Consider the following 14170-nt stretch of genomic DNA (forward strand, 5'->3'; position numbering starts at 1 on the left):
GACACTGCACTCCGGGAGATCAGGGTCGACGATGAGGGATGAACACCGGGTCGACCCGGATGGACGATGCCCCTGGCCGTGTGAGGCTGATGCGCATGATCAAGAGCACCTCGGCCGCCGTCGCACGGCGGCGCGCGCCTCGGTCGTTCGCCGACCGGGTGACCTCCCCGCCGCCCGGCACGAAGGACATGCTCCGGCTCTTCCTCTCCGGAGGTCTGCGCACGCCTGCCGGGGCGGGCGACCGCATACCCGTGCTGCGCAGGGGCCTGCCCACGATCGAACCGGGCGCGGCAGGCATCACCTGGGTGGGACATGCGGGCTTCGTGCTCCGCATCGGCGGGGCCTGCGTGCTGACCGACCCCGTGTGGTCGACCCGGATTCCCGGCGTGTCTCGGCGGTTGACGCCCGCGGGCCTGGACTGGTCCCAGCTGCCTCGGGTGGATGCCGTCGTGATCAGCCACAACCACTACGACCATCTCGACGCGCCGACACTGCGACGCCTGTCCAGGGACACGCCGATGCTGGTGCCTGCCGGGCTTCGCGGCTGGTTCGTCCGGCGCGGCTTCCGGACGGTCGTCGAGCTGGACTGGTGGGAGTCCGCCGACGTCGCCGGGCTGCGGTTCGAATTCGTCCCCGCGCACCACTGGAGCCGTCGGCGGCTCTTCGACACGTGCCGGAGCCTGTGGGGCGGCTGGGTGATCGAGCAGCCGTCGGGGCATCGCCTGTACCACGCGGGCGACTCCGGCTACGGCCACTGGTTCACCGAGATCGGCCGACGTCACCCTGATCTCGACGTGGCGATGCTGCCGATCGGCGCCTACTCCCCGCAGTGGCTGTCGCAGCACTCCCATCTGAACCCGGAGGAGGCGGTGCAGGCCTTCGACGACCTCGGTGCACGGCGGATGGCCACCATGCACTGGGGGACGTTCGCGCTGAGCAGCGAGCCGGTGTGTGAACCGATCGAGAGGGTGCGTACCGCCTGGGACGCCACGGGCCGCGCGCGCGACGATCTGTGGGACCTCGCGGTGGGGGAGAGCCGGGTCCTGCAGTCCGAACCGGGGCGCGAGACGGCCTGAGATGCGATCCGGCCCGGCCGCACGATGGATCGAGGCGCCTGCGGACTCTCGGGGTCACCTCGACGACCGGTCCCGCCGAGCGACCGGGCCGCACTGGCCGACGCCGGAGATTCATCCTGCCGTCGCGGTGCTCACCCCGATGCACTCCGGCCGCGCGCCTCGACCGGCCGCGAACGCGTGCCCGCATCGGGGTGTCCCGGCGGCCGTACCAGCAGAGCCATTGTTGATCAGCGTTGACTTCGATCAACGCTGACACTATGGAGTGAAATGCAGTGACTCTCGATTGCAGAAAGTCACCATCGCGCCCGCCCAATGGGTCGGCTCACTTGGCCGTCCGAGTGAGGCCGCTGATGTTGATCGCTTTCGCGCACACTCGGCACTACGGTCGGCACCGGGTGCACGCTGACGCGGGGGTGATCCGATTGGCAGGCAAGGCGCAGGACGCTCAGCTGCGACGACTCATGGCCCGGCTTGCCGAGCTGAGCATCCATCACCCGCCCAGACCCGCCTGGCAACGCCGGGTGCTGAGCGCGTTCCTCGCCAGGTACGCGCTCGGCTGGCGGCTGCTGCTGCGGCGGCAGCCCGAGGCTGGCCGCGCCGACGCACTGCTCATCGGTCCGGCCGGAGTCTTCGCCGTCGTCTTCGCCGCGGAGACCGCCGAACCCGCCACCGGAGACCGCAGCAGCCGCCGTCTCCCGCCCGGGTCCCCCCGCGAGCAGGCCTCGGTGGCCCGCCATGCGGAAGAGGCGATGGCGGGCATCCCGGTCCTCGGTGGCCGCAGACTCGCGGGCGCGGCGGTCCGACTGGTGTCGATCGCAGACTCGGCCGCCGTCGACCCGCCTCGATCGACCGGCACGCTGCTCAGCCTCGACGAACGCACCCTGGACAGGCTCTTCACCACGGACTCGCCCCGCCTCCGACGCGCGGAGGTGCAGCAGATCGCCGAGGAGGCCGCCCGGCGCCTTCCCGACCACGACCTGGTCTCGATCGTCGACGAGGCGCCCGCGCCCGAGTCGGATGCGCTGTTCGATGCGGACACCGCCCACGAAGCAGCCAGGAGCAGGGCCGTCTCCGGCCCGTTCGCCTCCTGGCTGACCTTCCTCGACTCGCGGCAGATCGCCCTCGTCGAGCGGGTCTACTCCGGTCCGGCACGGATCAGCGGGCCTGCCGGAACCGGGAAGACCGTGGTCGCGCTGCACCGGCTCGCCCGACTCGCGCGACGCTCACAGGGCAGGCTGCTGTTCACGACCTTCGTCGCCTCGCTGCCGAAGGTCCACCAGCGGTCCTTCGAGCAACTGGCCCCCGAGGTGGCGGACCGAGTCGAGTTCGTCAGCCTGCACCGGTGGGCTCGTCGGCTGCTCGGCGAGCGGGGAAGACCGCCGACGGAGGACCAGTCTGCCGTCGAGAACAGCCTCGCCAGGGCCTGGAGCCGGCTTCGCGCGGACGGACTCGAATCGCTGGCGCCCCTGGGCTACTGGCGGACCGAGATCGATCGGGTGATCAAGGGCCGAGGTCTGACGTCGCTCGCGCAGTACCAGGGGGTGCATCGGCGCGGCAGACGGGTGGCCCTCACTCCGGATCAACGTGCCCAGGTCTGGGCTCTGTACGAGCAGTACCAGCGCAATCTTCTCGATCACGGTGTCCACGACTACAACGACCTGCTCTCGGCCGCGTTAGCGGAGATCCGTCGACGACCGTTGGACCCCCCGTATTCCGCCGTCGTCGTCGACGAGGTTCAGGATGTGGTCCTGCTGGGACTGCGTCTGCTCCATGCCCTCGTCGGTGATCAGCCCAACGGCCTGCTGTTGGTCGGCGACGGACAGCAGCAGGTCTATGCAGGCGGGTGGCGGCTGTCCGATGCGGGCATACCCGTGCAGGGCAGAGGCGAGATCCTGCGCACCAACTACCGGAACTCCGCCGGGGTCGTGGACTATGCCAGGAAGGTCGACGCCGTCAATCAGGTCGACGACCTCGACGGCGCGGCGGGTTTCGCCCTGCGTGACGTGGTGGTCGCGCATCCGGGCGGCCGGGTCGACCACTGGGCCGGGCCAGACCATGACTTCGACCCGAATCTCGTCGCGGCAGTGCGCGCGATACCGATCGACGACGCGGGTGACGTCGCCGTGCTCGCGGCCACCGTCGCGGAGACACGCCGGATGTTCCGCGCCCTGGCCGATGCGGGCATCGCCGTCTCGCACCTGGATCGCTACGACGGCACCCAGACCGACACGGTGAAGGTCGGCACCGTGCTGCGGGCGAAGGGACTGGAGTTCTCCTCGGTGTTCTGGGCACTCGGCACGGTCGGCGACGTCGGACTGGGCGACCAGGTACGACGCGAACGAGCCGAGCAGGCGGAGCGGCAGCGTCTGGTGGCGGCGACCAGAGCACGCGACTACCTGTGGGTCGGTCGCGTCACCGCCGGAGACGGACCGAGTGCCGCATGACCACGATGCGCAAGGGCGGTTCCTGCGGCAGGTCTCGACGGCACCGCAGCGTGCGTGAGAGGTTCTCCGTCGGGAAGGGCCGCCGCCGAGAGGATGCCGACAGCGTGACGGCGCGACTCCGCCAGTCCAATCGCGCGGACCGCCTTCGTTCTGTGCTGGATCGAGACGGCCCGACCTGCATCTGGTGCGGCCGCGAGTTCTCCTCGATCCGCCTGCCCACCACGGATCACCTGGTTCCTCGAGTCAAGGGAGGTCCGTCGTGGCTGGAGAACGAGGTGGCGGCCTGCGGCCGCTGCAATCGCAGCAGGGGGCACATCAGCCCGGTCGACTGGCTGACCGACTGTGAGCAGCGCGGCTGGCGACCCGACGCCAAGCGGGTGCTGCGCGCCCTGACCGCCTTCGCCCAGGCCGTCGCCGAGCGCGGCGGCCAACGCCGAGCCCGGCCGTATCTCCAGGGTCAGCTCCGCAGGATGCAACGCCGCTTCCCCGCCTGTTGAGGACCCGCGTCGAGACCTGTCTCGTGCGCGCGGGCTCGGCGTCGGCGGCAGGCCTCGAGCACCTCGAGCGCCTCGACACCGAATGTGCGCACCGGGACGCCCGCCTCCGACGCGACACCCGCGACAGCACACCCGGCCGTGGCCGCCGGTCGTCGGGCCCGGACTGGCTGGTCGGACGCAGGCGGCGGCGCAGTGGAGGCGGAGGCACGGGCCGCTGTCGTCTCGGCCGGATCACCGCAGCCTCGCCCCGTTCCGTCTTTCCCATCCCGCACCGCGCGTGTCCAGCACGCTCGACGACGAACATCCGACCTGGTCAGCAGGCCGCATCGCCTTTCGCGCGCCGCCACCGTGAGCCGAACGGGTGACGCCCCTGCTACCCTTCCTCCAGAATTCCGTAATTACGAATCGATGGAGGCTCCCGTATGCGATGGCAACCGTTCCTGCTGTCCGGCCTGCTGCTGTTCGGCACCGGATGCGGCGCGAGTTCGGCGAGCACGCCGCCGTCCGCAGGCGCCGACTCGCCGGTGGAGTCGACGTCCTCGGCGGCGTCCACCCCTGGCGAGGACCTCGACTGGTGGGCCTATCTCGCCGAGAACTCCGAGTCCGTCGGTCTGGTCTTCGACGACGGGCGGGGGACCACGTGGTCCACCGGGGCCGACGAGCCGAAGCCGTTCGCCTCGACCCGCAAGATCCTGCATCTGGCCGCGTACTCGCTGGCCGTGGCCGACGGTGAGATCGACCCGGCGTCGACCGTCACGCTGGGCGAGTGGGAGGCCTACTACCTGGAGGGAACCGACGGCGGTGCGCATCCCGCCGCCCTCGAGGAGTTGGGCATCGACCCGGCGGACAAGGACCAGGAGGTGCCCATCGACGACGTCGTCCACTCGATGATCAAATTCAGCGACAACACCGGGACCGACCTGCTCCGCGACCGCATCGGCGACCAGCGGATGCTCGACGCCGCCGCGCGCATCGGCTGGGAGCCGACCGAGCTGCCCAACTTCCTCGGCGCCGCCATCGCACTGCTCATGCCCGAGCACGCCGACGAGGGCCACGACGCGCTCGCCGAGCGCTACCTCGCCGACGAGGAGTTCCGCTCGGCTGTCCTCGAGCAGAAGCTGCCGAACTGGGACGAGCAGGTCGCCTGGGCCGAGGAGCTCGGGCGGGTGGAGCCTCGACACATCGACGAGCTGCACCGCCGACTGGTCGAGGACGGGCTCGGCGAGCAGGCCGCTGCCGAGATCGCGGTGCCCCACCTCTCCTGGACCCAGTTGGAGGGCGTGACCGCCAAGGGCGGCAGCTTCCCCGGACAGCTCTCCGACAGTTGGGCGCTGCGGCACGACGACGGCACCCTCTCCTCGATCACCTTCGTGATCACCGGGATGTCCATGGAGGACTGGGGCGCAGGTCTGGGCGGCGGCCATCAGATGGTGATCTACGAGGCGCTGCAGGATCCGGAGGCGGCTGAACGACTGCGTGAGGCAGTTGGCGCAGAATGACACGATGACCGACATCGAACAGCGAGTGGCCGAGCTGGAGGCCAGGGTCCTCCGGTTGGAGGCCGAGCTGTCCGAGGCAGCACCGGCCGACGTCCCAGGTCCGACGGGTCGCGGGAACGGTGCGGGCTCCACCGCCGAGGGTCCGTCGGCGGGCGACACTCCGGACCAGGGCGGGACGGCCGAGCACTCCTCCGGGGCTCGAGGCGTGGTCGGCTACCAGGGCGAGACGGACTGGGCAGGCGGCGTCCACTGGCAGATCGTCTTGAGCGCCGAGCGCGTCATGTCGCTGCCGCTCCCCCCGGCCGCAGGGGTGCTCAGCGCACTGGGGCACCCCGGCCGGGCGGCCATCGTCCGCAGGCTGTTGGCATCGTCGGCCACGGCCGTGGAACTGCAGGAGAGCGCGGGCCTGAACTCGACGGGCCAGTTCTATCACCACCTGCGCACCCTCACGGGGGTCGGACTGGTCGAGCAGGACGGCCGAGGGAGCTACCGGGTGCCGCTCACCCGGCTGATCCCTGTCGCCGTGCTGTTGGTGGCGGCCAGTGACGTCGCCGGATCGCTGCGGTGAGGCCGGCTGCCCCCTGCCTGCCATGCCCTCGCCGGCGGGCAGGCGGGGGGGGGGCGGTTGTAGGGACAACGTCGATGCGCGATCATGCGGACGAGCGGCAGGGTCATCGTCATGTTTCCGATCCTCGGCAGACCTGTCCTCGGCGGCCTTCTCGTCGCGCTCATCGCGGTCGCATCCTGCGGAGCACCGGCATCCCCTCAGCCCGAGGCACCCGCAGCGCCGCGCCCGGCGACGGCGCTGCCTGCCGGGCTCCCCTCCCCCGCAGGGAACCTGGACTGGCAGGAGTGTGCTGAGTCGCAGGCGGTGCAGTGCGCCACGCTCGACGTCCCGGTCGATCACGCCGTTCCGGCCGGAAGACAGATCAGTCTCGGCCTCGCGCGGCTCCCCGCCCAGGACCCGACACAGCGACGCGGCACGATCATCTTTCATCCCGGCGGACCCCAACCCGCGCTGCCGTTCGTCATGAGGCCGGACGGGCGAGAGCGGCTCGCCGAGCTCACGGCCTGGTTCGACGTGGTCACCTTCGATTCGCGCGGATACGGTTCCAGCACGCCGATCTGCGACGACGCCGCAGCGCCGCCGATCGGCGCCCTACTCGACTCGGCGACGGCGTATCGACGGAATCAGGCCGCCGTCGGCCGATACGGCGAAAGCTGCGTGGATCAGGACTCCGAACTGGCCGCGAACGCCGATGCCGAGTCGGTCGCCCACGACATCGACGCGATCCGCGTAGCCCTGGGCGAAGAGAAGATCACCTTCTACGGCAACTCCTACGGCACGGTCTTCGGTCAGGAGTACGCCGAGCATCACGGCGATCGACTCGACCGGATCTACCTGGACAGCGTCCTCGACCACACCTCGTCCTACGAGGAACGCATCGCAGCAGGTGCACGGCACACAGAGAACCTCCTCCACGGTGCCGCCGACGCCTGTGATCGGGATGAGGCGTGCGCGCTGCACGGCCGAGACGTCCTCGCGGTGTTCGACTCGGTGGCGGCGGCCGCCGACTCGGCGCCGCTGCCCGCCGGTCCGGACCGGACGCTGAACGGGTTCGCGGTCCGGCTGGCGGCAGGCCAGGCTGCTCGGGTCGGCCACCAGGTACTCGCCGAGGCGTTGGTTGCCGCAGCCGATGGTGACGGCACGAGACTGGCCGAGATGCTGCCGCCGACGGAAGGCTTCGACGCAGACTCCGGACAACTGACCTACTGCCTCGACTTCCCGGTGACCCCGGACGACTGGGCAGGTCAGTCGGCGATCGCCGAGCAGATCCGAAACGATGCCCCCCGAGTCGGCTGGCTCGACCCGACAAAGGAGGCCTGGCGCTGTGCAGGCTGGCCGGTGCGGGACGTCAACCCACCCGGTCCGCCCGCCGAGACGGCGGCGCCTGCCGCGTTGATCGTGAACTCCACCGAGGACCCGGCCACCCACCTCGACGGGGCACACGCCGTCGCCGGGTCGTTCCCCGGCAGCGTGGTGCTGCCCTATGCGGACTTCGCGCACGCCGTCTATCTCGGCGGAGACCCCTGTGTGCGCGACGCGGTGCACGACTATCTGCTCGCGGGCACGCTGCCGATGCCGGGCACGACCTGCGCGCCGTGACCGCCGGACCCGCCGACGCACCGGCAGCGCGACGGCGCCCATGGACGTGGCCGTCGCTCCGGCACGGCGCACGCCTCGTGGTGTGCGACCCGTTGTTCGCCGTCCTCGGCGGGCTGACCGGGGCGGCGACCACGACGACGGCCCTCGCCGTCCTGTTCATCGTCCTCCGACCCGACCCGGTGATCATCACGCTGGCACTGGCCGTGCTGCCTGCGCTGCTCCGCGGTCTCCTGCGAGGTGAACGACTTCGCATCGGGCTGTTCACGGGCCAGGCGATCCCGACACCGGCGCAAGCGCGCCGGGATGAGAGCCGACGGACCAGGGTGCTGCGGTATCTGGCAGGCGGAGTCAGCGGGCGCGAGGTCGGCTACCTGCTGCTCATGTGTCCGCTGGGACTGGGCGGCCTGGTGGTGTGCTTCCTGGTCTGGTCCTGGTGCCTCGGGGTGCCTGCCCCGTCGGTGTGGGCGTGGGCGATCGAGATCATGACGTCGTTCGGCGTCGACCTGTCGCGGATTCCGCCGCCCTCCTCGTGGGCTGCACTGCTGATCGCCCTCCCCGGCGCCGTCCTGCTCGCCAGGGCGATCACCATCGGACAGATCGCAGCGGCACGGACGCTGCTCGATGCCGAACATCGGCGACGCTTCACAAGCCGGATCGAGGAGCTGACGGCGGGACGAGCCAGGCTGCTGGCCGCGCAGGCGGCGGAACTACGCCGGATCGAACGTGATCTGCATGACGGAGCGCAGGCACGACTGGTCGCGCTCACGATGCAGCTGGCATTGATCGATCGATCCCTGCGCACAGTGGGCGAGCAGGGCGAGCAGGCCCGAGCACGGCTCGACTCCGCCCGGACGACCGCGTCGACGGCGCTGACCGAACTACGCGGCCTCGTCCGAGGCATTCATCCGCCCATCCTCACCGACCGAGGCCTGGAGCCCGCGCTGGAGGCGTTGGTCGCCGATCATCCGCTGCCGGTGGAACTGAGCGTGAGCCTGTCCCGCAGGCTGCCGCCCGCAGCGGAGTCGGCGGTGTACTTCGTGGTGGCCGAGGCCCTGTCCAACAGCGCGAAACACGCGAGTGCCTCAGCCGTCACCGTGGGGCTGTGGGCGGGCCGGGGCAGGACGGTGACGCTGCGGGTGGCCGATGACGGCGTCGGCGGTGCCGACCCGACGGGACCCGGCCTGGCGGGGCTGACGGATCGGATCACGGCGCTGGACGGAACACTCTCGGTGGACAGCCCGCCGGGCGGGCCGACCATCGTGGAGACGAGACTGCCGTGCGCATAGTCATCGCGGAAGACCTCCTGCTGCTCAGGGAGGGACTGGCCCAGATACTCGCCGCCGAGGGGCATCAGGTGGTCGCCGCCGTCGAGGACGCTCCGGCTCTGATGTCGGCGGTCGGCACGCTGGCTCCGGATCTGTCGATCATCGACGTCCGGTTGCCGCCGGGGTTCCGCGACGAGGGACTGCGGGCCGCCGTCGCACTGCGCAGGCGGCTGCCCGACACGCGGGTGCTGATCCTCTCGCAATACGTCGAGCGCGCCTACGCCGCTGAGCTGCTCTCCGACGGGCGGGGCGGGGTGGGCTACCTGTTGAAGGATCGGGTCGCCGACCTCGACGAGTTCATCGCCACCGTCGAACGCGTCGCGGCGGGGGGAACGGCGATGGACCCCGAGGTGGTGGCCCAGCTCCTCAACCGCAATCGGCGTGATCCGACTGTCCACTCGCTCACTCCGCGAGAACACGACGTGCTCGCCGAGATGGCCGAGGGCCGGTCGAACACGGCGTTGGCCGCGCGGTTGCACCTGTCACTGGCCTCGGTGGAGAAGCACATCCGCAGCATCCTGACCAAGCTGGATCTCCCGCCCGACCAGGACACTCATCGCAGGGTGCGCGCCGTGCTGGCCTATCTCGATCATCGCAGGAGATGACCGAGGCGAGGCGTCACGTCGAGCCTTCCGCCCCCAACGTCCGGGGCCACCGACCACGGTGGTGCGGCCGAGACGGTCGCAGCTGCCGAGACGGCTCCCCCGAGAGCGCACTGGGCCGCCCGGCGGCGGTCGCCGGGCGGCCCGTGCGAGCCGTGGTCGATCAGAGCCGGAAGTCCAGGTCGGGCTCGATCGTCGCGACGTCCATCTGCGCCTTCTGGAGCTTCCCGGAGAAGTCCCAGTTCAGCGACTGCCAGCGGGTGAACTGGTCGAGCACCCAGATGCCCGACTGCCTGCTGCCGTTGCCGGAGCGTCCGTTACCGCCGAAGGGCAGGTGCGCCTCGGCACCAGAGGTCGAGTTGTTCACGCTGACCATGCCCGCGCCGATCCCGGCCCGGAACCGGAACGCCGTCGCGGGGTCCGTGGTGTAGACGCTGGCGGACAGCCCGTAGCCGGGACGGTCGGCCAACTCGAGGGCCTCGTCGAAGGTCCGGTAGGTGGTGACGCCGACCAGCGGGCCGAAGGTCTCCTCCAGAAACACCTGGTCGTCGGGACGGACACCGTCCAACAGCACCGGGTGATAGAAGAGACCGGCCGAGTGATCGCCGACGAATCCGGTACGCGGGGCGGCGTCGGTGATCCGACCGGTCGCGGTCGAGCCGAGCACCGTGTGGTGGTCGGCCACCCAGCCGAGCAGGCGCTCGTAGTTGTCGGCGAACTTCTGGTCGAGCATCGGGCCGTAGAGCACGTCCTGGCGAGGATCGCCGACGACCGCGTTCTCGACCGCCGTGGTGAGCCTGCGGACGAACTCGTCGTGCACGTCGACGTGGGCGATGATGCTGCCCAGCGAGGTACAGCGCTGACCTGCGGTGCCGAAGCCGGAGAACAGTGCGCCCTCCACCGCCAGGTCCAGGTCGGCGTCGGGCGCGATGACCATCGGGTTCTTGCCGCCCAGTTCCAGGCACGCCGACTGGAGGTGCCTGCCTGCCAGCTCGCCGACCTTCACTCCGACGGCGCTCGAGCCGGTGAAGCCGATCTTGTGGACCGTGCCCTCCGTCAGGGCCTGCTCCAGGCCTGCGAAGGTGTTCTCGCCGTCGGCGTACACGAGGTTGAGCACTCCGGCGGGGACACCTGCGCGCCACGCCAGTTCCGCAAGCGCCCGAGCGCTGGCCGAGGCGTACTCGGCGGGCTTCCACACCACCGCGTTGCCGCACAGCAACGCGGGAACCAGGTACCAGGACGGCACGGCGACGGGGAAGTTGCCCGCCGTGATCACCGCCGCGACGCCCACCGGCACGCGGAAGGTGAAGAGCTGCTTGTCCGGCATCTCCGAGGGCACCGTCTGCCCGTAGAGCCGCCTGCCCTCGCCGAGGAAGAAGTCGGCCGTGTCGATGATCTCCTGCACCTCGCCGAGGGCCTCGGCGAGCGGCTTGCCGATCTCGCGAGTGACCAGTTCGGCCAACGTCTGCTTGTTGGCCTCGACGAGCCTGCCGAACGACGCGATGACGCGACCGCGCACCGGCGGCGGCACGGCCGCCCACTCACGCTGGGCGCGCTTCGCCGACCGGGCCGCGTCCGCGAGCGTCGACGGCCCGCCCAGGGTCACCGTGGCCACCACGTCGTCGAGCCGCGACGGGTTCCGGGACAGGTACTCGCCGCCGCCCGGCCCGGTCTCCTGACCGTCGATCACCGAACTGATCACCTTCGCGGTGGATGTCACCGATGCGCTCCTTCGCTTCTTCCTGGGCCGACGACCGGTTCTCGGCCGTCGCTGCCGCCGGGGCGGGGAGTCACCGACCACGTCGAGTCTGCCCGCCGCCACGCTCCACGAGAGCGTGCCCGGACCTCGTGCTTCCTGTCGAGTCGCATGGGGGGCCGGACCGCCGCCGCTCGACAGGCACGCACGCCTCCCCGAGTCTGCCTGGCCGAGCACGACGCGGGGAAGACGACACAGCGCGGCTGATGCCTGTCAGGTGCCTAAGCAACGCTGGCGCTGGCCTTGCAGCGACGGGGCTCGGTGCAGTTCCCGCAGCAGGTCGTCGGGCCACTCCCCGGCTCCGCCGCTCGACCCGCTCGACCCGCTCGGCGGGCCTCGGCGCAGGCAGTGGCCACCCGCCGCAGTCGCCGATCCGCCCGCCCGGCCGACTCGCCCCGCAGCCGGACTACTCCGACGACAGACGCCCCTCCGGCACGACCGGCGGCGCGGACAGCACCGCCCGCCACACGATCTCGCCGTCGATCTCCCGTTTCGTCGGCCGCAGACCGGCGGAGGCCGCCACCCGTCCCGACGCCCGGTGCTCGGGGTGGATGCAGGCCTGAAGGACCTGCACACCCCGCTCACCGAGCCACGCCGTCATGGCGAGTGCGGCTTCCTTGGCCAGCCCTCGGCCCTGCCACGGCACGCCGAGCACCCACGACACCTCGGCGGTGCCGCCCGATCGATTCGCGACGACGGTGGCCCCCACGGTGCCGACGACCCGGTCGTCGGCCCTCGTGCGCAGGGCCCAGTTGCACCAGGAGACCCCGTCCTCCCTCGGTCCCGCCAGCAGCGTGCGGTAGCGGACGCGCAGCTGCTCCGGACTCGCGGGGCTGCCGCCCATGAAGGTGTGCAGCCGGGGATCGGCCAAGGCCTGGGCCATCGGCTCGGCGTGGTCGAGGAGCAGCGGCTCCAGGATCAGTCTCGGCGTGCCGATCGCCTCGGCCCGCACCGCCGACGTCCCGGCTCGGCCCGTCCGGGGATCGGCGGCGGCGCGACTCACAGCCCGACCGCGCGATAGAGCGACCCGATCTCGGGATGGTTGAGCTTGCGCATGCTGCCCGGCCGCTGGTCGCCCAGCTTCACCTCGCCGATGGAGGTCCGCACCAACCGCTCGACCGGGTGCCCGACGTGGTCGAGCAGCCTGCGGACGATGTGCTTCCTGCCCTCGTGCAGGACGATCTCCACCATCGCCTTGGAGCCGTGGGACTCGATGACGCGGAAGTTGTCCACGCTGGCCGGGCCGTCCTCCAGTTCGACGCCCGCCTTCAGCGTCTTGGAGACGTCCCTGGCGATCGGGGCGGAGACCTCGGCGAGGTAGGTCTTGCTGACCTCGTAGGACGGGTGCATCAGCCGGTGCGCGAGGTCGCCGTCGTTGGTCAGCAGCAGCAGGCCCTCCGTGTCGGCGTCCAGCCTGCCCACGTGGAAGAGCCGCTCCGAACGGCTGGTGATCAGGTCGCCGATGCACGGCCTGCCCATGTCGTCGGACATGGTGCTGTGCATCCCGACCGGCTTGTTCAGTGCGAGGTACTCCAGGTCCTCCCGGACCACCACGCGATTGCCGTCGACGTGGATGGTGACCGTCGTCGGATCGACGCGGCGCCCCATCTCGGTGACGACCTTGCCGTCGATGCTGACCCGCCCGGCGGCGATCAGCTCCTCGGCTGCGCGACGCGACGCGATGCCCGCGCGGGAGAGCACCTTCTGCAGTCGGATGCCCTCCGGGTGATCGTCGCCGGGTGCGGCGGGGCGCTCGCGACGCGGCGGACGACTGCTGTGCTCAGAGTTGCTCATCGATGGAATCCACTTCGGGTAGCAATGGGGCGATCGGCGGGAGCTGCTCCAGGGAGGACAGCCCGAGACGTTCGAGGAACAGCTCGGTGGTCCGGTAGAGCAGACCGCCGGTCTCCGGGTCGGTGCCGGTCTCCTCGACCAGGCCACGACCCAACAGGGTACGGATGACTCCGTCGACGTTCACCCCGCGTACTGCGGCCACTCGGGATCGTGTGGTCGGCTGCCGGTAGGCGATCACCGCCAACGTCTCCAGCGCGGCCCTCGTCAGCTTCGCCCGCTGCCCGTCGAGCAGGTATCTCTCGACATAAGGCGCGTACCGATCACGGGTGTACAGGCGCCAGCCCTCGCCGATTCGACGGAGTTCGATGCCGCTCTCGGCCGCGTCATACCGCGTGGCGATTCGGCACAGGGCCGCCGAGATGCGCCCGGCAGGCTGATCGAGCGTCCCCGCGAGCAGCTCCTCACCCGCCGGGACGTCCACGACCAGCAGCAGGGCCTCCAACGCCGCGTCGAGGGCGGGGTCGTCGGTCAGGTCGGGGGCGTCGTCTCGCGTCGAGGACATCCGGTCTCGCGCGGCCGATGGGGCCGACGGGGCCGGTGTGGCCGGGGGTGCCGGTGCGGCCGGGGATGCGGCCGCCCCCGCAGGCGGCGCAGGCACGTCCGGGTCGGGCACCTCGGGCTGGGGAACCGCAGGCTGGGGCACGTCGGGCACGGGGGCGGCGGGTTCTGGAACGTCCGGGACCGGCACGTTCGGCACCGGCACCTCGGGGCCCGGCTGGTCGGGTCTCGGCTGCTCGGGTTCCGGCTGCTCGGGTTCAGGGTGCTCGGGTTCAGGGTGGTCCGGTTCCGGCTGGGCCGGTTCCGGTACGAGCGGGTCGGGCCCGATCGGATCGGGCACGGCGGGGTCCGGCACCGTCGATGCGCTCGAGATCGATCCCTGGTCCGCACCTGTGCCCGCGAACAGACCGGCAGTCCCGGTCGGCGACGACGAGTGGCCGCGCCGCCCCTCG

The 14170-nt window shown here is 71.0% G+C and carries 12 protein-coding genes; 8 read left to right on the forward strand and 4 right to left on the reverse strand.

Going from position 1 to position 14170, the window contains the following annotated elements:
- Positions 1-95: 95 nt before the first annotated feature.
- From UA74_RS21455 to UA74_RS21490, 8 genes are all read left to right on the forward strand, one after another.
- Entirely contained in the window at positions 96-1076 is a 981-nt protein-coding gene (locus UA74_RS21455) for an MBL fold metallo-hydrolase (protein ID WP_075766280.1), read from the forward strand.
- 350 nt (positions 1077-1426) lie between these two features.
- The gene (locus UA74_RS21460; protein WP_157434362.1) at positions 1427-3520 is read left to right on the forward strand and encodes a UvrD-helicase domain-containing protein; all 2094 of its coding nucleotides are present in this window, start codon (positions 1427-1429) and stop codon (positions 3518-3520) included.
- On the forward strand, positions 3517-4017 hold the full coding sequence (locus UA74_RS21465) for an HNH endonuclease (protein ID WP_198042810.1): 501 nt from the start codon (positions 3517-3519) through the stop codon (positions 4015-4017). The genes UA74_RS21460 and UA74_RS21465 overlap by 4 nt, the downstream gene beginning before the upstream one ends.
- 422 nt (positions 4018-4439) lie before the next feature.
- Entirely contained in the window at positions 4440-5516 is a 1077-nt protein-coding gene (locus tag UA74_RS21470) for a serine hydrolase (RefSeq protein WP_075741865.1), read from the forward strand.
- 4 nt (positions 5517-5520) lie between these two features.
- Positions 5521-6084, forward strand: a complete 564-nt coding sequence (locus UA74_RS21475) for an ArsR/SmtB family transcription factor (protein ID WP_075741866.1) — start codon at positions 5521-5523, stop codon at positions 6082-6084.
- Positions 6085-6195: 111 nt separating this feature from the next.
- The gene (locus UA74_RS21480; protein ID WP_198042811.1) at positions 6196-7683 is read left to right on the forward strand and encodes an alpha/beta fold hydrolase; all 1488 of its coding nucleotides are present in this window, start codon (positions 6196-6198) and stop codon (positions 7681-7683) included.
- Positions 7680-8969 carry a sensor histidine kinase gene (locus UA74_RS21485; protein ID WP_083683457.1) on the forward strand — a complete coding sequence of 430 codons (1290 nt, stop codon included), beginning with the start codon at positions 7680-7682 and terminating at the stop codon, positions 8967-8969. The genes UA74_RS21480 and UA74_RS21485 overlap by 4 nt, the downstream gene beginning before the upstream one ends.
- Positions 8960-9613, forward strand: a complete 654-nt coding sequence (locus UA74_RS21490; RefSeq protein ID WP_075741869.1) for a response regulator — start codon at positions 8960-8962, stop codon at positions 9611-9613. The genes UA74_RS21485 and UA74_RS21490 overlap by 10 nt, the downstream gene beginning before the upstream one ends.
- Before the next feature lie 160 nt (positions 9614-9773).
- Here the strand turns inward: UA74_RS21490 and UA74_RS21495 are convergent, their stop codons facing one another.
- The 4 genes from UA74_RS21495 to scpB all read right to left on the reverse strand — a co-directional run bounded on the left by UA74_RS21495 (position 9774) and on the right by scpB (position 14046).
- The gene (locus UA74_RS21495; RefSeq protein ID WP_083683458.1) at positions 9774-11330 is read right to left on the reverse strand and encodes an aldehyde dehydrogenase family protein; all 1557 of its coding nucleotides are present in this window, start codon (positions 11328-11330) and stop codon (positions 9774-9776) included.
- Positions 11331-11772: 442 nt separating this feature from the next.
- Complete coding sequence (locus UA74_RS21500; protein ID WP_075741870.1) at positions 11773-12369, reverse strand: GNAT family N-acetyltransferase; 597 nt, start codon at positions 12367-12369, stop codon at positions 11773-11775.
- Entirely contained in the window at positions 12366-13160 is a 795-nt protein-coding gene (locus tag UA74_RS21505) for a pseudouridine synthase (RefSeq protein ID WP_083683460.1), read from the reverse strand. The genes UA74_RS21500 and UA74_RS21505 overlap by 4 nt, the downstream gene beginning before the upstream one ends.
- Positions 13147-14046, reverse strand: coding sequence for an SMC-Scp complex subunit ScpB (gene scpB / locus UA74_RS31100; protein WP_075766282.1), 900 nt, complete (start codon positions 14044-14046; stop codon positions 13147-13149). Before scpB ends, UA74_RS21505 begins: the two co-directional genes overlap by 14 nt.
- Positions 14047-14170: the final 124 nt, after the last annotated feature.

The sequence above is a fragment of the Actinoalloteichus fjordicus genome, from assembly GCF_001941625.1.
Taxonomy (GTDB): Bacteria; Actinomycetota; Actinomycetes; order Mycobacteriales; family Pseudonocardiaceae; genus Actinoalloteichus_A; species Actinoalloteichus_A fjordicus.